This is a genomic window from Leptospira haakeii, from assembly GCF_002812045.1.
Lineage (GTDB): Bacteria > Spirochaetota > Leptospiria > Leptospirales > Leptospiraceae > Leptospira_B > Leptospira_B haakeii.
The window spans coordinates 23368-44917 of record NZ_NPEG01000007.1 but is presented as its reverse complement, the minus strand read 5'-3'; the positions used below and the strand labels follow the sequence as shown (position 1 = coordinate 44917).

Below are 21550 nucleotides of genomic sequence, written 5' to 3'. Positions count from 1 at the left end.
AGGAATGGGTAAGCTGAGTCGATATTTGTCATTCTTCTAATCTGTCCTGCTCTACGAATTGTGAATGACAAAATCCATTTTCTATAAATAGATTTCAGGTTCGGAATGGCGGTAATGGATCAGGAAATTTCTTATTCGAATCGTCATTGGATCAACGTAACCGCTGCGTTTTTCCTGGCTTCTCTACCTATTCTGATCATCCAAGTTTTTCATTCGTCTTTATATTTCAAATCCGAAGTCCCTCCTTATCTTGTCTTTCACAATATAGCCGAATCATTCAGTATCATCGTATCAATGTCTATTTTTGGTGTGGGCAAAGCACTTAAACATTTGAAACCCTTCTTGCACAGTTCTAAAAAAGAATTGCTTTAGAGTAATTGGACTATACATATGGATTGTGAATTTCAATATACTCGTTAAGAAACGAGAGAGACAAAAATTTGTCGCCTTCCTAATACCGATTATTGCTTTAAGTGCCTATCTTATCGTTGATAAAGTTTTTCTTATAAAACCCTTGAGAGATAAATTGGCGGCTTATCTCCCTTATACCGAGAATTTTTTACCACTGATCAATAACGATGACCTTGTTGAGTTGGATTATATCAATTCCAAAAATGTTTTTTTAGCGCTCGGAACTTCAAGGAGTATAGCTTTTAACGGTTATCCGAACCCCGGCTATACGCGAAAGGATCCGTTTTTGACTCCGCAAATAGCTCATAGAATGGAAAACTGGGAAGGTTTAAGTACTGCAATGGCGGGGGCTAGCATGCGCTTAATGTATGCCCGCCTATTACAAACTCTTGAGAAAGGGTGGACACCCGATTTTGTAATCGTCGAAATTTCGATGATGAGCTTTAGTAAGAATGGAAAGTTTAAAGAATTTTTAAAGCAAAATGTTATTCCATCGGACTTTGCCGTAAAACATCACAAGGAACTAGGGTTGCCGGCGGTTTGGAATATTCTTTACCCCAAGATGTTTTTGTCGTATAAATACCAATTTTCTCCCAAAAATTTCTGGAGACTATTGCAAGGTGAGAATCGAGACTGGGAATTAACGTTCTTCGGATTAGCGGGTGGAACTGGTTACGAATCGGTTAGAAAAAAAGATCGCAAAAAATTGGAATCAGGCAATTTTAAAGATTATAATGTTCTAACTCTTGGGAAGGGACCCATATATAAAGAATTTTTCGAAGATTGTTTATTTATTATAAAACAGGAAGCTGGTACTAATACCTATACGGTCGATTCGGAAGAATTAGAATATTTGGAAAAAACTATCGCGTTATTAAAGGCTAGAAAAATTCCAACTGTTTACTGGCGGCCTCGAGTCCATCCGATTTTAAACAATTATGAGCGGGTTGAATCCAATTGGGTAGAATTCGAAACTAAAGTTTTGGATACGCTTCGAAGAAGCGGTGTTCATTATGTGGACGCAAATGAACTTCCTATGAAATGCGATTATTTTTCCGATGCCAGCCATTTGTCGCGACGTTGCTATACCGAGCTTTCGTCTTTTCTTTTACCTGTACGTTGAGTTGCCATTGCATTAGGAAAATATGTTATTTAACAGCCTTGTTTTTTTGATTTTTTTCTCGTTTGTTTATCTGATATACTGGTCTTTGAATCATAAGTGGAGACGGGAATTTCTCGTTTTTGCTTCCGTGGTTTTTTATGGATATTGGAACGTCCTTTTCCTTGTCCATTTCGTGTTGATCGTGGTTTTGAACTACGCCTTTTACTATTTTTTCGAACGTCGAGGTGACCGCAAAAGGCTGGCCTGGATTCTTATTTTGAATTTGGCGAACCTCTTCGTTTTCAAATACTATCCGTTCTTTAAACGAGTAATATCCGATATCGGCTTGGGTGGGGATCTTTTGTCGGTTAGCGGTGAATGGATTCTTCCTTTAGCGATTAGCTTCTATACATTCCAAATGATCTCTTTCCAAGTTGATGTACATCGGGGAGATTTTGAATATAAAGTATCCTTCTTGGACTTTCTACTGTTTATTCTTTTCTTTCCCCAATTGATTGCGGGTCCAATATTACGAGCAAAAGATTTTTTAACCAGGATTCATGTCCCGAAAAAGCCCAACTTACTATTTTCAACGACAGGTTGCTGGTGGCTTTTATTTGGTCTAATTAAGAAAGTACTAATTGCAGATCAGATATCCGTTTGGATAGACACTGTATATTCATCTCCGGGAGCATACAATGCGGAAGCGCATTGGGTATCTTTTTATGGCTTTGCTATTCAGATTTACTGCGACTTTTCAGGTTACACTGATATCGCTAGGGGTTGTGCTTTACTTCTCGGTTACAAACTTCCGCCTAATTTTTTAGCTCCCTATTTTTCGGGTTCTTTTCGGGAATTTTGGCGTCGATGGCATATATCGTTATCAACTTGGTTACGAGACTACCTGTACATACCATTAGGCGGAAATCGGGCTGGCGGTTTGAGAACTAATATCAATCTTTTTCTCACCATGCTTCTGGGAGGGCTCTGGCATGGAGCAAATTATACATTCATAATCTGGGGGGCCTGGCACGGAATACTTTTGGGTTTTGAAAGATTGTTTGATGGTCGTTTTTCCTTTTTCAAACGGACCCCACAATTTGTTTCCGCATTATTTGTTTTCCATCTCGTTTGTATCGGTTGGGTGTTTTTTCGAGCGGACTCGGTTACGAGCGCATTTGGATTTATCTCTGGTTTATTTAGTTTCTCCGGCGAAAAATTAAAATTACCTTGGGGTACGAATTGGATATTTCTTTCTTTTTTAATTCTTCATTGGTTGGAATACCGTCCACTGAAACCGACTCGTGAAAGCTTAAAAATAGCTTTTCGCTATGCAATTCCAGTAGTGGCGATTTTTGTCGGATTTTGGATTGCGGGCACTGTTTCCGGTGAAAGATCCTTTATCTATTTTCAATTTTAACAAGAATTCTGATCTTATCATGCTCTTGTATAAACGGATATTTGATTAGCTAGTTGGGATCGCATTGAGTTTAGAAACGTTGGCTTTTTAGTGGCTGATATTCTTTGCTGATATTTGTCAATCTCCTGATCATTCCTGATCTAAGAATTGTGAATGACAAAGTCCGTTATCTATAAATGGATTTCAGGTTCGGAATGACGGTAATGGATCAGGAAATTTCTTATTCGAATCGTCATTGGATAAACGTAACCACTGCGTTTTTCTTGGCTTCTCTTCCTATTCTGATTATTCAAGTTTTCCATTCGTCCGTATATTTCGAATCTAGGGTTCCTCCTTATCTTGTTTTTCATAATATAGCCGAATCATTCAGCATTATCGTTTCGATGTCTATTTTCGGCGTCGGATGGTTTACTTACGAGCAAAGTAAGGACAGTCACACCTTATTCTTAGGTATCGCCTTTTTGGGGATAGGTTTAATGGATATGATGCATATGCTCGGATATTCCGGCATGTCGGATCTACTCACTCCGAATTCTCCTAATAAATCGACTCAGTTTTGGATCATAGTTCGTTTCTTTGCGGCTGTTTCATTTTTGGCGAGTGCATTTATTCCAAATGAGAATGGTTTATTTAAGAGGAAGGAGTGGTTACTCCTCGTTCCGATCCTAGTCTCTACATGTACGTTTATTGCAGTTACTTATTATTCGGACCTTCTTCCTGTTACTTTTTCTCCTGAGATAGGTTTAACACATTTCAAAAGGGTTTCGGAGTTCGTTATCATTTTCATCCTGACCCTCGCTCTTATTGCTTATCGATTTAGGATACCTAAGTTTGGTTGGGATCATACTAAATATTATATTTACGCGTTTATCTTTTGTGTGTCCAGCGAGTTGGTCTTTGCGGTATATACGACTGTATTCGATATATATAATGTTCTAGGTCATATTTACAAGATCATTTCCTTCTTTCTTATTTATAAAGGAGTATTTATTGACTCAGTTAATAGCCCATATCGAGAAATTTTAGATACAAACAAAAAGTTGTCCAGGTCCTTGCTTGAAAAAGAAAATCTGATCAGAGAGATATATCATCGTTCCAATAACACCTTGCAGGTGATCGGTAGCCTTATCTTATTACAAGCGGAAGCTTATCCAAATAATCCTGAAGTCAAAACGGTTGTATATAGGATCCAGGATCGTATTCAGTCTATCTCTCTTGTACATCGCTTGCTATTCTCAGGGAAGGATCTGTCTTCCGTGTCTATAAAAGAGTATATCTCTGGATTATCGAATTACGCATTACAAAACAACGATAATACTTCCTGTAAGCTGAGCATTCATACGGAGATAGAGGACCGGAAACTTCTTTTTGATATGGTTATCCCTATCGGGTTGATCCTTTCCGAACTTTTGAATAATTCGATCAAATTCGCTTTTCCGAATGTTTCTTCCGGGAACATATCGATCCATTTTTACGAAGGTCGGGATAGTAGATTTCACTTAACGTATTCTGACGATGGGGTCGGGATGAAAGAAGATTATGACTTTAGAAGTTGCAGCTCTCTAGGAATACAACTCGTGCAAGGAATCGCGGAAAGTCAGTTGTCCGGTAAGATCCGTTTTAAGACCGGTCCGAATTTTCAATGTGAGATCGATTTCCCGAATAATATATATAAAAAGCGAGTATAGCCGGAAATGAAAAATTTAAACGTGCTTCTTGTAGAGGATGAGGTTATAATAGCCATGCTAATCCGAAGAGAGTTGAGAAAGATGGGTTATAATGTGATAGATCTCGCTACTTCGGGAGAAGAAGCGATCCAAATCGCAAAAGACGATTGCCCGGATCTCATTTTAATGGATATCACTCTTGCTGGCGCGATGGATGGGATCGCAGCCGCTTCCGAGATAAAAGAGAATGCGGATATTCCCATCATTTTTGTGACTGGATATCAGGATAAAGCTACTAGAGAAAGAGCGGCTTTGACTAAACCTCTAGGTTATTTTGTAAAACCTTTACAGATTGATCAATTGAAGAGTTTGATAGATTCCCATTTTTGATGCTTATTGCTTTAAATATTTTTTTCAATGCCGAAACTTAGGCTTAATACCGAAACGGATTTACTAAATTGGAATTGGGCCAATTGGATCTCTTTTGCAGAGAAGATAGAATGTGCAAGAGCCCAATCCGAGGATTCGCTACCTTTCATTGATTTTGGAAACGCGTATTCTAAAGCAAATTGAAGTGCGGAACCGTTCGTTGTGTAATATCCTAAACCTCCTGCAAGATGATGTTCATTTGTGGTTCCGAGCATTGGGTTTAATCCTTGGGGAGTCATAGGAGTTTTCGCGTAACTGTAGCCCGCTCTGAATTTAAATCCATATTTCCACTCATATTCTGCACCGAATGCGAAACAATATTGGTCCCTCCATCTGAAATTCATCTGCATTACGTTTGATTCTGATCCAACCGGCGTCGTCAATAATGGTTGATTTAAGATAAAACGATTTGTGTGAAAACTTTGGGACCAAGGGATAAATTTAATATCAAAATCGAAGATCCAAGAATTGTTTCTATAAGAGATCCCAAAAATATGTCTATCTGGCCAAACCATATACCTGGATACACGTGACTCGTTTTTTACGATTGGATCTTCTCCTTCTACCTTCATCTGTCCGTCCATATGCAAAACGTTTCGGAGCGTATAAGAGTAAGCGACCCTGATATTAGAGGAAAGTTCATAAGAAAATCCTAATTTTCCTCCATAGGAGTAAGCTGGATCGCTATTGTAGGCTAAACTTCCGGGTAGCTCGACCGTCCTGCTCAAATCCATATTTGTCTTCTTCATTTCCATAAATGCATATGCGAGATCAAGTCCTAAGCCCACAGATAGATTTCCGAATCTATATCCGGCTCCTATAGTCAACTTAGTAAGCATAAATTTAAATTTAAGATCTTCTTGTATTTTTCTTTCCGTTCCTAAAGGTACATCTCCACCTAATGTATCATTCAAAGTTTGTTTGCCAGGCGAGATTCGATTAATATTGGAAAATAGTCCTCCACCTCCTCCTTGTGTATACAATGCAAATCCGATCCCGAGACGATCTGTAAGCGGATGGATATAACCCATATAAGGAAAAACCGCTCTTGGAGTTTCCACGATCTTATTTTGGTAGGAAAGGTTAGGGTCCTGGTCTATAAAAGAATCTGAATATTCTATTTTTGCAAAATGAACGGAGGTCCCGAATTCCCATTTTGGGGCAGTGAGTCTCGCTAAATGAGATGGATTTGATTCCAAGTCCATGACGGATCCGCCGACTGCCTGAAATGCACCTCCCATCCCTGCTTGCCTCGCTCCGAATGAAGTGGGCATGATCCCTTGGAATCCGTACAAAGAAGTTTCGAATGAAAGGAAGAGAAGTGTTAGGAAGAAGGTAGTAGAAACCTTTTTAGATCGAGGAAATCTATTCATAAATTTGATATTAATTCCGAGATTCATTCTCAAATTATACAAAATACTACAAGTTCTGCATTGATCCAAGTCAATTTTTAGAATCTGGTGAGATAAACCATAGGCTGTGGATATGAAGGAAAACGGATAGAGAACCTGGACGCAGTTTCAGTTTTTCTTCTGTCTTCTGGAAAGCAGATGAATTCGATTCGGAAGTCCCGGATCTCCATCTCAGGAGGTTGGATCCCATCTATAAAATCCATCCACTCCCAAGTTGGAACATTAATAAAAAGTAATCCCCCTTCCGGGAATTCATAACGTGGCTCTTTTTTATATTCTATAGAATTCCATTCTAGATGGATATACACCCTAGGATGATGTTCTTCGAAGTCCATTATCAATTCATGATTGATTCTTTCGAGTGCCGGTTTTAGAGAGGGGAAGGATATCGTTTTCATAGTTTGCGTTTTAAAAATTTTGCGGCCTTTCTTCCGATTTCTTTTCCTAGTTCGACTGTTTCTTCTAACCTGGATTGTTTAGTGGTGATCAGCCCGACAGGAAGTTTTGATTCGGGTGCGATTGTATAAATTTTAACTCCTTTGGGAGGATTAGAAGCAATCTCTCTTGCGGTATTATAATTTGTATGATGAGAAAATTTCATGATCTTAGATAATTTCCGATCTAAAGGAAAGGATAAAAATCTGCTAATAGATGTGAGAGGAGGTGAGGAATGTTGGATAGGGGAATTTAATACTACAGTTATATCCTTGTATCCTGCCTGAATGAGATCTTGTAATGGTAATGGATTTAAAATTGCTGCATCGGATAAATATTCTCCTTCTACCTTATATTTCCCCTTGGTTGCTATCGGAAGTGATGTAGCCGCCTTCAATAGATCAAAAAGATTTTCTTTTGTGGCTTTTCTGTATTCTACGGATCGGGAACGAAGATTACTTACTGCAATCCTTAGTTCAGGTAATCCTTTCTTTCCTAAATTTTCGGTTAAGATCCTATATTTTTTTTGAAATAGATAATCTATTAAATATTTCTGATCTAAGAACGGTTTTCCGAAAAGTGGATGGAAGACTGAGATCAATTTTTTACCTGCGAGTTCATATTTCCAGATAGAAAGTGTATGATCTCCCGAGACCGGCTCAGGATCGGGAGTGGTTGCGTAATATGCTGCGCAACAGGCTCCTGAAGAAACAGCCAGGACTAGATCGAAATTTTTAGCAGGTAGAATACAATTTAAGGAATGTAAAACTCCTCCTGCAAATGCTCCTTTCATTCCTCCTCCTTCTACCAATAATGCTCGCTTTCCTTTTTTTGCTTTAGGAAGTTCCATAATTTCTCCTTTGAACGAAACTTAGAATTTTATTCTTCGTTCTCATTCACAAAAGGTAAGAGATCATCTCTTCCTAAAAGGTTGCAAATTCAAGAAGACTCCACAGTTAAGAAATTCATTTCAGCTTATTAAACATGATAAATGTTAATGCGCACATTGATATCGATCAATTGCGTTAGAAAGATTTTCAGTTAAAATTTGATTCCGAAAATGGAAGAGAAGAAAAAAGAAAAAATATCCTTATCCACCGAAGTTTTAGTGATTGGAGGTGGTCTAGCTGGAATCGTCATTGCTTTGGATCTTCTGGATGCCGGCAAAAAAGTGATCTTGTTAGATCGTGATTCTGAGGATCGACTAGGAGGTCTTGCTCGACTATCTTTCGGGGGTATCTTTATGGTAGATACCCCGATCCAAAGATGGAACGGAATACAGGATAATATTTCTTTAGCTCTTTCTGATTGGAATTCTACTGCTGAATTTTCGGAAAAAGATAAGTTCCCAAAACTTTGGGCACAAGAATACGTTAACCGATCTTTAGAGGATATATTCTATTATTTGAAGGGAAAATCAGTAGGTTTTTTCCCTGTCGTGCATTGGGTGGAAAGAGGAATGTTCAAACCAGGGAATAGTGTTCCTAGGTTCCATATGGTTTGGGGAACAGGAGAAGGTTTGATCTCCGCATTAAAGAAAAATTTATACTCTCATAAAAACCTGAATAGACTTCGCTTTCTATTTAGAACTCGAGCCAAAGAACTGATCCGTTCTGGAAAAAGGATCCAAGGGTGTATTGCGGAATCTGAAGCGGACGGAAGAAGATACGAGATCTTCGCAGAACATACCGTACTTGCTAGCGGTGGAATTGCCGGAGACATGAAAAAAATCCGGAAACATTGGCCTAAATCTCTTGGAAAACCGCCGGAAATCATTTTGAACGGTTCCCACAAATATGCGATCGGAGATCTTCATACTGCTTCTGCTAAGATAGGAGCGAATCTAACTCATCTAGATAAAATGTGGAATTATGCAGCAGGTGTTCATCATCCCGATCCGAAATGGGAGGGAGAAGGCCTCAGCCTAGTTCCTCCTAAATCCGCTCTTTGGTTGAATTCGAAAGGAGAAAGGATCGGGCCGATCCCTTTGGTCACCGGTTTTGATACTCGCTATCTTGTAGAAAGGATTTGTGCTCAAGAAGAAAAGTTCTCTTGGCAGATCATGAATTGGAAAATTGCAGTTAAAGAACTTGCCGTTTCTGGCTCGGAGTTTAACGACTCGATCCGCAATAAGGACTTTTTCGGATTTTTGAAAACGGTACTTTTTGGAAACGAACCTTTCATAAAAAAGATCAGTTCCGAATGCACGGATTTTGTAGTCGCAGATTCGGTTTCGGAACTTGCAGAACGAATGAACCAACTGAATGAAGATCGTTCTATTAATTCGGAAAGATTAGAAAGAACAATTTTAGAATACGATGAGATGATTGAAAGGGGAGAAGCGTTCCATAACGACGATCAACTCAGGAGGATCACTCAACTTCGTAATTATCGGGGAGATCGAGCTAGAACCTGCAAGTTCCAAAAGATCTTAGATCGAAAAGCAATGCCTCTAATTGCGATACGTGAATTTATACTTACCAGAAAGTCAATGGGCGGAATCCAAACAGATCTAAAATCCAGAGTTTTAGATCCTAAAGGAAATCCAATAGAAGGTCTATATGCGGTTGGAGAAGCCGCCGGTTTCGGTGGAGGAGGAATCCACGGCAAAGGCGCTTTAGAAGGGACCTTCTTAGGAAGTTGTATACTTACTTCCAGAATAGCCGCTCGTTCTATTATAAAACCATAAATTACTTAGGAATCATCATGAAAAAGACCGGAGCAGAGTTGATCGTATATGCCTTGGAGCAAATCGGAGTGAAATTCACTTTCGGAATACCTGGAGTTCATAATACAGAATTATACGACGAATTGAATATATCTAAGAGTATCACTCCTTATCTAGTAACCCACGAATGCGGGGGAGCGTTTATGGCGGATGCAATCAGTAGAACTTCTGAATCTATTGGTACTCTTGTGATCGTTCCTGCAGCCGGTGCGACTCATGCATTAAGTGGGATTGGAGAAGCATACTTGGATGGAATTCCAATGCTGATCATTTCTGGTGGAGTAAGAACGGATACCGGAAGAAAATTCCAATTACATCAAATGGATCAGTCAGGTTTTCTGAAAGGGATTACGAAAAAATTTTTCCGAGTGGAAACACATGACGACATTATCCCGATCATATTTGAAGCTTATGAGGTAGCGACAGAAGACGAGGCTGGACCGGTTTTTATAGAAATTCCGGTAAACATTCAATTGTTTTCGGGAAAGGTTTCCTATATTCCAACATTTGCGCCTGAGAGGAATGTATGGAAGATCAATGAGGCAGCATTGGAAAATGCTTATGATCTTTTAAAGAACTCCTCACATCCGGGGATTTTTGCAGGTTGGGGAGCAAGAGAAGCAACTAAGGAATTGATAGAACTTGCAGAACTTATAGGTGCTCCGGTTGCAACTACCTTGCAGGGATTAAGTGTATTTCCAGGTAATCATCCTCTTCATACTGGGATGGGATTTGGTCCATATTCAGTTCCGGCAGGAGAAGCTGCATTCGAAAATTGCGATTGCCTCTTAGCAATCGGAACAAGATTTTCGGAAATCCCTACCGGAAGTTTCAGTATGAAGGTCCCTGAAAATTTGATCCATATAGATGTGAATCCGGACGTATTCTCCAAAAACTATCCTGCAAAATTTGAATTGGAAGGGGACGCCAAACATATATTAGGAGCAATATTAGAGAAATTTAAAAAAGAAGGAGTTCAGAAAAAAGGATCCGAAAAAATGAAGGACCTAATTCTGAAAAAGAAAAAAGAATACGAAACAGAATGGGAAAAACATTCCGTTCCGGATAAAGTGAATCCTTCTATCTTCTTTCGTGAATTGCGAAAACAAATGAAAGAAGATGATATTCTGGTCGTGGACGACGGGAATCACACTTTTTTAGCTGCCGAACTGTTCCCGGCAATTCGCTCAAAAACATTTATCTCTCCTAGTGATTTTAATTCTATGGGGTATTGTGTACCTGCTTCTATAGGAGCTAAAATTGCAAACCCAGATCGGAATGTTGTCGGTATAGTGGGTGACGGTGCATTTTTAATGACTGGGTTAGAATTACTCACTGCTAGTACAAATGCCGTAGGTGTAGTAATTTGTGTATTTTACGATGGAGAACTAAGCCAGATTTCCCAAGGACAGCAGATTCCTTATTCTCGCAAAACTTGCACCATATTAGGTGAGTTACAATTAGAAGGAATAGCTCGAGGAACAGGAGCCGCATATCTTTCTCTTGAGTCTAATGAGAACATAGAGTCTATATTAAAACAGGCATTCCGTATCTCAGACGAAGGAAGACCTGTTATTGTGGATATAAAGATAGACTATTCTAAGGCGACTAGATTCACTAAAGGAGTGGTCCAAGCAAATTTGGGAAGATTTCCTTTGGGAGAGAAATTCAGATTTATTGGTCGTGCTCTTTGGAGAAAATTGACGGGCTAAAGATTTCTTCCCATGTATTTTGTAGCTCTATTATTTCACTTTTTCGCGGCTGCCTTTTGGGTAGGTGGAATGCTCTTCTTTGTACTGATCTTTCGCCCGGTATATAAGGATAAAGAGCTTTCGGATGTGAAAACCCTTTTATTGCTTAAGATCGCGTTACAGTTCAGGAAACTTTCGTATTATGTATTTGTAATTTTATTGTGCTCGGGCATCAGTATTGCCTATCTGAAGGGATATTTTGAGGTTTATTCCCAGGTCTCGTATTGGATATCTCCTCATGGAGCAATCTTCCTTGCTAAGATGATCTTATTCCTTCTTCTCCTCTTGAGCTCCGTTCTTCATGATTTTTTGATCGGTCCAACAGCATTCAAGGATATGCAGAACGGAATTAGGTCAGATAGCCGTAGCAGAAAATATGCATCCATTTTCGGAAGGATCAATCTTCTGATCTCTTTGTTGATTGCAGTGTTGGGGCTTGCGTATTCGAGAGGTTTTACGTTTTAGAGGACCTTCTACCCTAATAGATATTAGAAGTAATTTTTTAATTCTTCTTTTTTTAAAACTTCTATCAAGCCTCTTTCCGGGTTTATAATTCCTTTATCTTTAAGTTGTTTGAGTGTTCTTGAAAAAGTTTCAGGTCTTAGGGCGAGCATAGAAGCGATCTGAGAATGAGCAAGTGTTGCCTGGCTCTCAGGAAAATAATATAGAAAATGAGCGACTCTTTGTAAGGAATCCATGGTCATTCCACGATTAATCGAAAGATTTAAGGCCTGGATCTTACCGAACAAAGATTGGATCAAAAGATGATTTAAAGAGATATCCGTTTTTATCCTTTCACGTAACTCTTTAAAAGGAAGAGATAGAACCGCTCCATCTGTTACAAATCTACCCGAGGCAGGAAAAGGGATCCCGTTTATAAGTGCGAGCTCCGCGATCAAGGAAACAGGATTGAAAAAATTTAAAGTAACCTCGTTAGAACTGGAATCATATTTGAATATCTGCAATTTGCCTTCTGTAAGAAGATGTAAGCAGTCTGTCTCATCACCTTGATGAAATAGGAATTCGTCTTTTTTTAGGATCCGTTTCCTTCCACCTGAAAAGATAGATAACATCTCTTCTTTAGATATTTCATCGAAGATCATCAGTCCCATATATTTCTCATTATCATTCGATTCTTTTCTATATGTTTTGACGATCTGAAAACGACTCGGTCATTCTTTAGACCGTATGACAATTATCATCTGTGGCTTTTCAAGTAGATTGACCCGGGTCAAGGAGCTTCTGCTCCGAACGTAGTTAGATTAGTTGAAGTCCGGTTATAGGATCTGATCACAGAAAACTAAAGATCCGGACTCTCGGGTGTTTATGAAGATAATTAAGAATATCATAAAATTCGGTAAGATCACTCCGGTACTGTTAGGTTTAGTCGCTTTCTCTTTTTGCGGGAAAGAAAAACCGGCAGAAGCCGAGAGTTCTGTCGGTAGTAAAGGGATAGGGCCGGTCACTTCTGTTACGTTAGGCACATTGGATGAAGGGATGGCTCAAAAAGGGAAACAGAACTTCGAAACAAAATGTAGTGCCTGTCATAAATTCGAAGAGAAGGTCGTGGGGCCCGCGCTAAAGGGAGTAACTGAAAGAAGAACTCCAGAGTGGATCATGAATATGATCTTGAATCCTATAGAGATGACTCAGAAGGATCCGATCGCTCAGGAACTTCTTGCAGAACATCTAACTCAGATGACTTTCCAAAACGTACAAGAATCTGAGGCCAGAGAGATCTTGGAATATCTTAGAAAAATGGATAAGAAATAAGGGAGGAACAAAATGAAAATACACAAGTTCAGGAATCTTGTGCCTATTGGACTGATTATCCTAATCGGTTTAGGGTACGGATGTAAGGGTGGGGCTGCAACTGCTGCTCTCGCTTCCGATGCAGCGAAGAGAGTGTATGTTGCGCCGGGAGAAAAGGACGAAGTTTACGCCTTCCTTTCCGGAGGGTTCAGCGGCCAAATGTCGGTCTACGGAATTCCTTCTACACGTTTATTCAAGATCATTCCGGTCTTCTCCGTTTTTCCAGAGAACGGATATGGGTACGATGAGGAAACTAAGAACATGCTTAGGACTACTCATGGATATGTTCCTTGGGATGACAGTCACCATATAGAAGCCTCCATGACTGATGGAAAACAAGATGGTCGTTGGTTGTTCTTGAATGCAAACAATACGCCTAGACTTGCTCGGATCGATTTGAAATCTTTCGAAACCAAAGAGATCATCGAGATCCCGAATAGTGCGGGTAACCATGCTTCTCCTTTTGCTACGGAAAACACTGAGTATCTGATGGCAGCTACTAGGTTCTCCGTTCCAATACCTCAAGCAAGTGTTCCTATAGAAAATTTCTCTAAAGGAGATTTTAAGGGAACAGTTACGATGGTGAAGGTAGATCCTAAATCGGGAAGACTTTCTTTGGAACTCCAGATCCTTGTTCCTGGTTTCGATTACGATCTATCACATTGTGGAAAAGGAAAATCACACGATTGGTGCTTCTTCACATCTTATAATTCTGAACAAGCTTATAAGATGATAGAAGTTGGAGCTTCCAAGAATGATAAGGACTATATCTTAGCATTCAATTGGGTTCGTGCTAAACAATGTCTGGACCAAGGAAAAGCATCTAACTTCGGTGGAGAATATTATAGAAACTATCTACCGGAGAACCAACCGACAATTTCTGAAAAATTGAGCGGGGTGAAAATGCTCCAACCTAAGGACTGCCCGGGAATCATGTACTATATGCCTACTCCTAAGAGTCCTCATGGAACAGACGTGGATCCCACCGGAGAATATATAGTGGGTGGAGGAAAACTCGCTACGGTTATCCCGGTTCACTCCTTCTCTAAACTTATGGATGTGAAAGACAAACCTGAACATAGATCCGGAATGATCATGGATATTCCGATCTTAAAATACGAATCCACTCTTGCTGGAGAAGTTAAGAAACCTTGTTTAGGTCCTTTGCATACAGAGTTTGATGGCAAGGGATATGCTTACACTTCTTGTTTCGTAAGTTCGGAAGTTGTAAAATGGGAATTGGGAACCTGGGAAGTGGAGCAACATCTTCCTGCTTATTATAGCGTTGGTCACCTCTCTATCGTAGGTGGAAGTTCCAAAGATCCTTACGGAAAATATCTGATCGCGTTGAATAAGATCACTAAGGATAGATATCTTCCTGTAGGTATGGAATTACCTCAGAGTGCTCAGCTCTATGATATTTCCGGAGGTAAGGCGGAACTTCTCTCCGACTTCCCTACGGTAGGAGAGCCTCATTATTCTCAGATGATCCCTGCAAAACTTCTTATGGATAAGGCAGCGAAAATTTATCCATTAGAAGAAAATAAACATCCATATGCGATCAAGAATGAGAAGGATGCGAGAGTTGTTCGTGAAGGAAATACTGTCCGCGTTTATATGACGCAGATACGTTCTCACTTTAAACCGGACACTATCGAGGTGAAAAGTGGAGATACTGTCTTCTTCCATGTGACTAACTTAGAACAAGACTTTGATATTCCACACGGTTTTGCAGTGGGTGGGGCGCCAGAAATGCCTAACCTTCTGATCATGCCGGGACAGACCAGGACCTTCAAATGGAAAGCACCTAAGCCTGGAATATATCCGTTCTACTGCACGGATTTCTGTTCGGCTCTTCACCAAGAAATGCAGCAGTACATAAGGGTGCTTCCTTAATCGAGGGATCTTATGCAGGAACTTCTCTTAAAGAAGATCTCCAAAATGAACCGGCTCCTAATTTTAGGAGTCGGTCTTTTGTTTGTATCAGTTTATTTTTTACCTATCTGGCATATATCCTTAGCAGCTCCTCAGTATCCGGAAGGATTAGGGATGAAGATCTGGATCGATAAGATTACTGGTTCTTCTACTTACGATCTTCAGAATATTAATTTGCTAAATCATTATATAGGAATGCATGAGATCGTTTCGGAATCTGTTCCGGAATTATTATTTATGCCTTATGTTTTGGGATTTTTGATCTTCGGAGCATTTGTGACGTTTCTTCATCCAAAAGTATATCTAATCGTTTTAGGAATTCTGAATATTGTAATATTAGGGATTTTGGGAATGTACGATTTCTGGAGATGGGAATATAATTACGGTCATAATCTAAATCCCGAAGCTCCGATCGTGGTTCCAGGGATGGCCTACCAGCCTCCACTGTTGGGATGTAAGGAGATGTTAAATATCACCGCTTGCAGTTTTCCTTCATGGGGAGGAATCATTCTATTCGTAGCTCTCGGAATTCTCGTTTGGGTGATATTGGATGAGAGGAGAAGGGTAGATGTTTCGAAATAGGTTCGGTTTTTCGGCGATCATTTTGCTCTTGGTTGTATCGGTTTCAGTTCTCTGTTCCAAAAGAGAACCGATCCTTCCCGAATTCGGAAGAGAACTTTGTGCTCACTGTTCCATGGCAATAGTAGATAAACGTTTCCATGCTCAGTTATTAACGGAGAAGGGAAGAAGATACTATTTCGATTCCATAGAATGTTCTCACTCTTTTGAAAAATCCGCCAGGTATTCTTCGGGGTCAGTATGGTTTGCTGATTTTGAAAATCCAGATCATATGATCCCCGAGGAAATAGCAGTACTCGTAAGTTCTTCGGAACTACGTTCTCCCATGGGAGAAGGTCTTGCCGCATTCTCCTCTATAGAGCGAGCAAAAGATTTTTTGAATACTCATAAAGGCTCTATCTGGAGTCGCAAGAATGAAAAAAACCGCTGATTGGCATCATGAAAATTCTCGGATCGGTTTTAGATATTCTCGATTGATTGTAATGTTGTCCTTCCTCTTTTGCTTAACTCCTTTTGATATTTTTTCCAAAGAGTTAGAAGTGTGTAAGGATAAGTGTAATTTCTCCTCTATCCGAACTGCAGTCGATTCTGCAAGTTCTGGAGATACGATTCGGATCAGAAAAGGAATTTACCAAGAAGGAATGATATCCATTTCGAAACCATTAGTTTTGGAAGGCTCCAACGGCGTTATCTTAGATGGTAAAAAAGAAAAACATGTATTGGATATTCGATCGAATAATGTCGTAATCCGCGGATTGAACATTATAGGGAGCGGGGTATCGGATACTTCGGAGTATTCCGGAGTTCATGCAGAAAAAATAATGTACTGCGTAATAGAGAATAATATATTCGAGGACAATGCTTACGCAATCTATCTGGCAGAAGTAGAGGATTGTAATGTAAGAGGAAATATTTCCACAGGAAATGCGGTCAATGAAGTTTCCGGCGGGAATGGGATTCATCTTTGGTCCTCCAAAGGGGTCAGGATAGAAGGGAACGAATTAAAAAAACATAGGGATGGGATTTATCTGGAATTTTCGAGTAATCTCAAAATAGAAGATAATTTCTCACAGGATAATATCCGCTATGGAATGCACTTTATGTTTTCTTCGGATAATGATTTTAGAGGGAACAAATTCGAAAATAACTCCGCTGGAGTTGCTGTGATGTACAGTAAAAATATACTCATCGAAAATAACCGCTTCGAGAACAATTGGGGAGATAGCTCCTACGGTCTTTTGTTAAAGGAAATTTCGGAAAGTATTCTTACAAAAAACTTATTCGTACATAATACAGTGGCGATCTTTGCGGACGGATGTAGTCGAAATTATTTTACTCATAATGTCCTGAAAGATAACGGTTGGGGAGTCCGTATATTAGGAAATAGCGAATCTAATCAGTTCGTGCAAAATGAATTTAAGGAGAATGTATTCGATATTAGTACAAATACAAAACATAGTACGAATTCATTTAGGGAGAATTTTTGGGATAGTTACGATGGTTATGATCTCGATCTGGACAGGTTTGGGGATATTCCTCATAAACCTGTTCATTTTTTCGGATATTGGGTAGTAGTTTATCCTTTTCTAATGGTTCTTTATAATTCCCCGGTCGTGAACTTTTTACAAGCAATCGAAAAGGCGTTCCCGATCGTTACTCCTATTGATCTGGAAGATCCAAAACCTAAGATGAGGAGCCGTGTATGATGCAGGTGCAAGATCTAACCGTTCAATATGGAAAATCTCTTGCCGTTAAAGGGATTTCTTTCGATGCGAAAGAAGGAAATATTTTGTCTTTGATCGGCCCGAATGGCTCCGGAAAAAGTTCAGTTCTCAAAAGTATAGTGGGTTTAGTGAAACCTAGTCATGGTAGTATAAAGTTTGCGAGAAGGGAAGAAGGGCAGATTGGTTTTAAGATCGGATATATGCCCCAGGCTCCTTTATTTCCTAAAAATGTGAAGGTGTCCGAACTTGTTGATTTTTTGAAAAAACTGGAGTCTTCTGATCCGGAAGAATTTAATGAATTATTCGAGTTACTCGGTTTGAAGAATTATGAAAATATAAAATTCGGGGCCTTATCCGGGGGTACAAAACAAAAAGTAAATATTCTACAATGTTTTTCGGTCCGTAAGCCTGTATATATAGTAGATGAGCCTACTGCAAGTTTAGATCCTTATATCTCTAATCTTTTAAAAGAAATATTACTCAGGAAAAAGAAAGAAGGGGCTTTGCTTGTTTTTTCAACTCATATCCTAAGTGAAGTGGAAGAGATAGCGGATCGTTTTTTGCTTATGTCTGAAGGTTCTTTATTAATTGATGATTCACCGGGAAATTTCGTAAAAAATAAATCTGGCGGGAATCTTCAGAACACATTAATGGAATTTTGGAATACCAAATATTCGGAAAGAAGATGAAAGAACTAATCCTATTCGAGCTGCGGGAAAATATCAGAAGTAAATGGATGTTTGTGTTTGCAGGTTTTCTTGCGATTTCTGCAGGAGCACTTAACTATTTCGGAGATGAAAGTGGGGGAAGATTGGTAATAAGCCAGATGAATCTGGTATTATTCGTCGTTCCTTTATTTTCTATTACATTTTCTGGATTAACATTTAACGAGTCTCTTCCTTTTGCAGAAGTGCTTCTCTCTAAATCATTAACCAGGTCCCAATACTTTTTCGGAAAATATTGTGGGGTAAGTTTATCTCTTTTTTTAAGTTTTCTGATCGGTTTAGGAATTCCGGGCATTCCTCTCTTCTTTAGCGAACCTAAACTTGCGATCTTATTCTCCGAGTTGATCCTTTTCGGAACTGTATTAATCCTAGTGTTTGTTTCTTTGGGCTTCTTGCTTGCATCTTTTTTTAAAAAAGGAGAATTGATTGTCTCCGGAGCATTGCTTGTCTGGCTATATTTCTTTTTACTTTTTGATTCTTTTGTATTTATGCTAAGCATCTATCTGGGTGATTACCCGGTAGAGATCCCTGCATTGCTCGTTATTCTATTTAATCCAGTTGATCTCGTGCGAATTTTGATCATTCTACAGACAAAGGCTTCCGTATTACTCGGATTCTCTGGAGCATTTTTAATCAGAAGTTTAGGTACATCGATAGTGGTTCTATTATCTATGCTATTCATAATGTTCTGGGTTATGATGCCATTAAGTATTTCTTATAAAAGATTTTTAGTCCGAAATTTCTAAAAAGAAGAAGGCCCGCTATACAAACTGATCCGGGCCTTCTACACTTTTTGTCAATTTAGATCATAACGAACAAATACATTGAACATTGTTTGCATTGCAAGTTGAGGTCCGTTTAGATGTTGGTGAAAAGGTTTCCCGACTTCAAAACCGAATCTGATTTTTTCTTCTAAAAGAAAATTCATGCCTACTAAAGAGTCTGTTCGATTTCCCCCTTGTCGATTCGGATCGTTTTGAGGATCCATTTTTGGGTCTAATGAACCGTCTTGTCCTTTTATATTATCCCAATAAACCGCTTGGACTCGGATAGAAATGCTTGTCCAAGAAAATATAGAGTAAGCGATCCAGGAATTAAGTTCATATATATTTCCGAAACGATATTGGTTTTGATTTTTGGAACTTCGAAGATTTGCATTTGCTCCTAATCCCCAAGAGAAACGATCCGATTTTCCTGAGTAAGCAATCCCGGGTAAATAATTGATCGTCCCAGTTCCTGGTTGCATATTATAAGGAACCTTTTGGTTTCCCATCATTGGCATCCAATCTCGTTCATCAATCGAACCGGTGGGAAGAGAGATCCCAAAGTTTAGAAAGAATTCGTGATCATTCCGTTTTAAGATACGATGTGCTGCAGAAAAAGAAATATCTCCTACACCTCCGGATTTCATTGCAGAAGAATCAAAGTTGCTGGTTTCCATCATCATTTGGTTTTTTACGACTGGAACCATGAACATGATCATCGTATCATCCGAAATTCCATACATTGCACTTGTCATATATGATTCCATTAACATGGACTTCGGAACCGACATATAACGATATCCGTTGGCCGATGTCTGAGGAATGTTAGGTCCTCCTGTCAGCAAACTTCCACTCGGCATAGAAACACTTGGGTCGAATTGAGGAAACCAAAGGGCCTCATAGGTTCCCATAGATTTGCTCCCATTCAGAAGTCCCGACATTTGCATTCCCATATAACGAAAATCTAAAACCCAAGAACCTTTGCGATGAACATGAGGGAACATTAGGCCTGCAGGCGCAATTTGGTCGGCCCTCAATTCGTGATGATGGCTTTGTTCTTTAGATTCTTTACGGTGGTGGGCATGAGGATCTATTTCTTCCGTAGGTTTAGGAATTTCGATTTCGCCGGGGAAAATATTATGAAAAGAAAATATAATTAAAAAATGAAAAATGAAAAAATGATACTTCATGATTGCCTCCAAGTACCAGGATAAAAAAAGAGGGCCGCTAAGCGGCCCCCAGTGGAGACGATCAGTCGACTTGGGACAAAATCGAGCCAATCGTAAAAGACGTTAGTTTTGCTCCATTCAAAATGAAACCGATCTTATTTCCGGAATAAGCAGGTACATTCATCATTTGCATGACGGGGAACATCATCATGGAACTTCTTTCCGACTGAGTGACTTCGGAGCAGGCTTTTGGCCAGGCATTGATCCATTGTTCTGAATTTGCGTATTGAAAATCGATACAGTATGTGTATTTCGTGTCGGCGGACAAGGCCGTTGTTCCTTTACTTACTACTTCAAAGTTTCCTGACATATCGGAATAGAATTGTTCTTTGGTTGAGTCCGATAGCCGGAATGCTGGGCCTGAGATTGGAGTGCCTGACCCATAAACATAGGCAGTCAAACTCCCACCCGTTTTAACTGAGAAAGATACTTCTAAATTTGTCCCTCCACTTGAACTAGAGAGAACAACATTTCCTACGCTATAGAATGAAGAGTCCGAAGAATTTCCGCTCAGTCCCTTTTGTAGATTGGATGTATTTCCGGCAAATCCTAGTCCTTCTAAATCATTCGGAGAACAATTTTGGATATCATATCTTGTGCGTTTTGGATGTACATAAGAGAGAGTATTCGAAATTGGAGTTAGACTTTGGATAGAACATCCTTCCTTTGCGGCTACTCCGAGGATGAGAGTCTGCATAAGTTGTTGTTCTGAAGAAGTTCCGTTCGAAAGCGAACCTAACTGGGAGCAATCGAAATGGAAAAAAGAGAGAATGATCACGGTTGTTGAAATATTGCGAAACAGCATATTTACTTTCCTTTATATTATGAATATACACTTAATAATTCCCCGAAACAGCATGCGCTGTTTTCGAAGATGACATGATTAAGCTCAGGAAATATGTTTAGGTGGACGTTCGAATTTTCTGTTATGGGCTTGGGATAATTCTATGGAGTATAATTCCTTCATTCCGAAGGTAGATCCTAGGACCGGAATAATATAAATTCGAGGAGCAATTACATAATAGGAGAATATTCTAATTTGGGAGAAGATCCGATCTGAATTTTCCTTTTTGCATCCACATTCATGTGCAGTCGATTCAGAATTAGAATGACAGTTTGGACGATTCTGTTTTTCAGAATCGGTAGATTTTACAAGTCCCGTCTTGGTTCTAAAAAAATCATCCTCCTTATTTGGGTGAGTCTCTCGATTTGAATTGTGGTTACATTGGCAGATCAAATTTCCTAAAAATAATTTTTCGAACAAGCTTCCTTCTGCAGGGACAAGCAAGCGTGGAAAAAAGATCAGAATTAAAAACCAAATTATAATCGTTTTCATCTCGAAAGACTCTAACGAATTAAGTTTAACTCCTTACGATCGAAATGCATTGACTGCGGTCAATCTGAAGGGTTAAAAACTGGTTTAGTAT

At 39.3% G+C, this 21550-nt stretch carries 22 protein-coding genes; 15 read left to right on the top strand and 7 right to left on the bottom strand.

Translation table 11 applies throughout. From position 1 onward, the window contains the following. The first annotated feature begins 114 nt into the window (after nt 1-114). The 5 genes from CH377_RS12295 (at nt 115) to CH377_RS12275 (ending at nt 4990) form a co-directional block, all read left to right on the top strand. The gene (locus tag CH377_RS12295) at nt 115-372 is read left to right on the top strand and encodes a hypothetical protein (protein WP_243402042.1); all 258 of its coding nucleotides are present in this window, start codon (nt 115-117) and stop codon (nt 370-372) included. Between the two features lie 25 nt (nt 373-397). Then, nucleotides 398-1534 (top strand): DUF1574 family protein, encoded by a 1137-nt coding sequence (locus CH377_RS12290; protein WP_165780474.1) that lies wholly within the window; start codon nt 398-400, stop codon nt 1532-1534. 22 nt (nt 1535-1556) lie between these two features. Then, complete coding sequence (locus tag CH377_RS12285; RefSeq protein ID WP_100724091.1) at nt 1557-2933, top strand: MBOAT family O-acyltransferase; 1377 nt, start codon at nt 1557-1559, stop codon at nt 2931-2933. A 203-nt stretch (nt 2934-3136) separates the two neighbouring features. Further along, nucleotides 3137-4621, top strand: coding sequence for an MASE3 domain-containing protein (locus CH377_RS12280; protein WP_100724090.1), 1485 nt, complete (start codon nt 3137-3139; stop codon nt 4619-4621). 6 nt (nt 4622-4627) lie between these two features. Continuing rightward, nucleotides 4628-4990 (top strand): response regulator, encoded by a 363-nt coding sequence (locus CH377_RS12275; protein ID WP_100724089.1) that lies wholly within the window; start codon nt 4628-4630, stop codon nt 4988-4990. Nucleotides 4991-5001: 11 nt separating this feature from the next. Here the strand turns inward: CH377_RS12275 and CH377_RS12270 are convergent, their stop codons facing one another. The 3 genes from CH377_RS12270 to CH377_RS12260 all read right to left on the bottom strand — a co-directional run bounded on the left by CH377_RS12270 (nt 5002) and on the right by CH377_RS12260 (nt 7726). Next, the gene (locus tag CH377_RS12270; RefSeq protein ID WP_243402041.1) at nt 5002-6402 is read right to left on the bottom strand and encodes an OmpP1/FadL family transporter; all 1401 of its coding nucleotides are present in this window, start codon (nt 6400-6402) and stop codon (nt 5002-5004) included. A 77-nt stretch (nt 6403-6479) separates the two neighbouring features. Next, nucleotides 6480-6839: a hypothetical protein gene (locus tag CH377_RS12265; protein WP_100724087.1), complete on the bottom strand. Its 360-nt coding sequence runs from the start codon at nt 6837-6839 to the stop codon at nt 6480-6482. Further along, nucleotides 6836-7726 carry a patatin-like phospholipase family protein gene (locus CH377_RS12260; protein WP_100724086.1) on the bottom strand — a complete coding sequence of 297 codons (891 nt, stop codon included), beginning with the start codon at nt 7724-7726 and terminating at the stop codon, nt 6836-6838. Before CH377_RS12260 ends, CH377_RS12265 begins: the two co-directional genes overlap by 4 nt. A gap of 210 nt (nt 7727-7936) precedes the next feature. On the opposite strand from CH377_RS12260, the gene CH377_RS12255 reads away from it, so the two are divergent. Genes CH377_RS12255 through CH377_RS12245 form a run of 3 tightly spaced genes read left to right on the top strand, consistent with a single transcriptional unit; the run spans nt 7937 to nt 11820 of the window. After that, nucleotides 7937-9565 (top strand): FAD-binding dehydrogenase, encoded by a 1629-nt coding sequence (locus CH377_RS12255; RefSeq protein WP_100724085.1) that lies wholly within the window; start codon nt 7937-7939, stop codon nt 9563-9565. A gap of 17 nt (nt 9566-9582) precedes the next feature. Further along, nucleotides 9583-11316: a thiamine pyrophosphate-binding protein gene (locus CH377_RS12250; RefSeq protein ID WP_100724084.1), complete on the top strand. Its 1734-nt coding sequence runs from the start codon at nt 9583-9585 to the stop codon at nt 11314-11316. Nucleotides 11317-11328: 12 nt separating this feature from the next. Then, complete coding sequence (locus tag CH377_RS12245) at nt 11329-11820, top strand: copper resistance protein CopD (RefSeq protein WP_100724083.1); 492 nt, start codon at nt 11329-11331, stop codon at nt 11818-11820. Nucleotides 11821-11843: 23 nt separating this feature from the next. Here CH377_RS12245 and CH377_RS12240 read toward each other — a convergent pair whose 3' ends face one another. Next, a complete protein-coding gene (locus CH377_RS12240; RefSeq protein WP_100724082.1) occupies nt 11844-12467 on the bottom strand; it encodes a Crp/Fnr family transcriptional regulator in 624 nt (207 codons plus the stop codon). Nucleotides 12468-12681: 214 nt separating this feature from the next. Here CH377_RS12240 and CH377_RS12235 point away from each other — a divergent pair, with 214 nt between their 5' ends. The 7 genes from CH377_RS12235 to CH377_RS12205 are packed head-to-tail and all read left to right on the top strand — an operon-like array spanning nt 12682 to nt 18876. Then, the gene (locus CH377_RS12235) at nt 12682-13128 is read left to right on the top strand and encodes a c-type cytochrome (protein WP_100724081.1); all 447 of its coding nucleotides are present in this window, start codon (nt 12682-12684) and stop codon (nt 13126-13128) included. A gap of 12 nt (nt 13129-13140) precedes the next feature. Beyond that, the gene (gene nosZ / locus CH377_RS12230) at nt 13141-15063 is read left to right on the top strand and encodes a Sec-dependent nitrous-oxide reductase (RefSeq protein WP_100724080.1); all 1923 of its coding nucleotides are present in this window, start codon (nt 13141-13143) and stop codon (nt 15061-15063) included. 12 nt (nt 15064-15075) lie between these two features. Continuing rightward, nucleotides 15076-15684, top strand: coding sequence for a hypothetical protein (locus CH377_RS12225; protein ID WP_100724079.1), 609 nt, complete (start codon nt 15076-15078; stop codon nt 15682-15684). Then, a complete protein-coding gene (locus tag CH377_RS12220) occupies nt 15671-16111 on the top strand; it encodes a nitrous oxide reductase accessory protein NosL (protein WP_100724078.1) in 441 nt (146 codons plus the stop codon). The genes CH377_RS12225 and CH377_RS12220 overlap by 14 nt, the downstream gene beginning before the upstream one ends. Continuing rightward, nucleotides 16095-17387, top strand: coding sequence for a nitrous oxide reductase family maturation protein NosD (locus CH377_RS12215; RefSeq protein WP_100724077.1), 1293 nt, complete (start codon nt 16095-16097; stop codon nt 17385-17387). The genes CH377_RS12220 and CH377_RS12215 overlap by 17 nt, the downstream gene beginning before the upstream one ends. Beyond that, complete coding sequence (locus CH377_RS12210; protein ID WP_100724076.1) at nt 17384-18094, top strand: ABC transporter ATP-binding protein; 711 nt, start codon at nt 17384-17386, stop codon at nt 18092-18094. Before CH377_RS12215 ends, CH377_RS12210 begins: the two co-directional genes overlap by 4 nt. Then, on the top strand, nt 18091-18876 hold the full coding sequence (locus tag CH377_RS12205; RefSeq protein WP_100724075.1) for an ABC transporter permease: 786 nt from the start codon (nt 18091-18093) through the stop codon (nt 18874-18876). The genes CH377_RS12210 and CH377_RS12205 overlap by 4 nt, the downstream gene beginning before the upstream one ends. A gap of 50 nt (nt 18877-18926) precedes the next feature. Here CH377_RS12205 and CH377_RS12200 read toward each other — a convergent pair whose 3' ends face one another. From CH377_RS12200 to CH377_RS12190, 3 genes are all read right to left on the bottom strand, one after another. After that, nucleotides 18927-20084: a transporter gene (locus tag CH377_RS12200; RefSeq protein ID WP_100724074.1), complete on the bottom strand. Its 1158-nt coding sequence runs from the start codon at nt 20082-20084 to the stop codon at nt 18927-18929. Nucleotides 20085-20145: 61 nt separating this feature from the next. Further along, the gene (locus tag CH377_RS12195) at nt 20146-20928 is read right to left on the bottom strand and encodes a hypothetical protein (protein ID WP_100724073.1); all 783 of its coding nucleotides are present in this window, start codon (nt 20926-20928) and stop codon (nt 20146-20148) included. A gap of 84 nt (nt 20929-21012) precedes the next feature. Then, the gene (locus tag CH377_RS12190) at nt 21013-21459 is read right to left on the bottom strand and encodes an LIC_11090 family protein (protein ID WP_100724072.1); all 447 of its coding nucleotides are present in this window, start codon (nt 21457-21459) and stop codon (nt 21013-21015) included. Between the last annotated feature and the right edge of the window lie 91 nt (nt 21460-21550).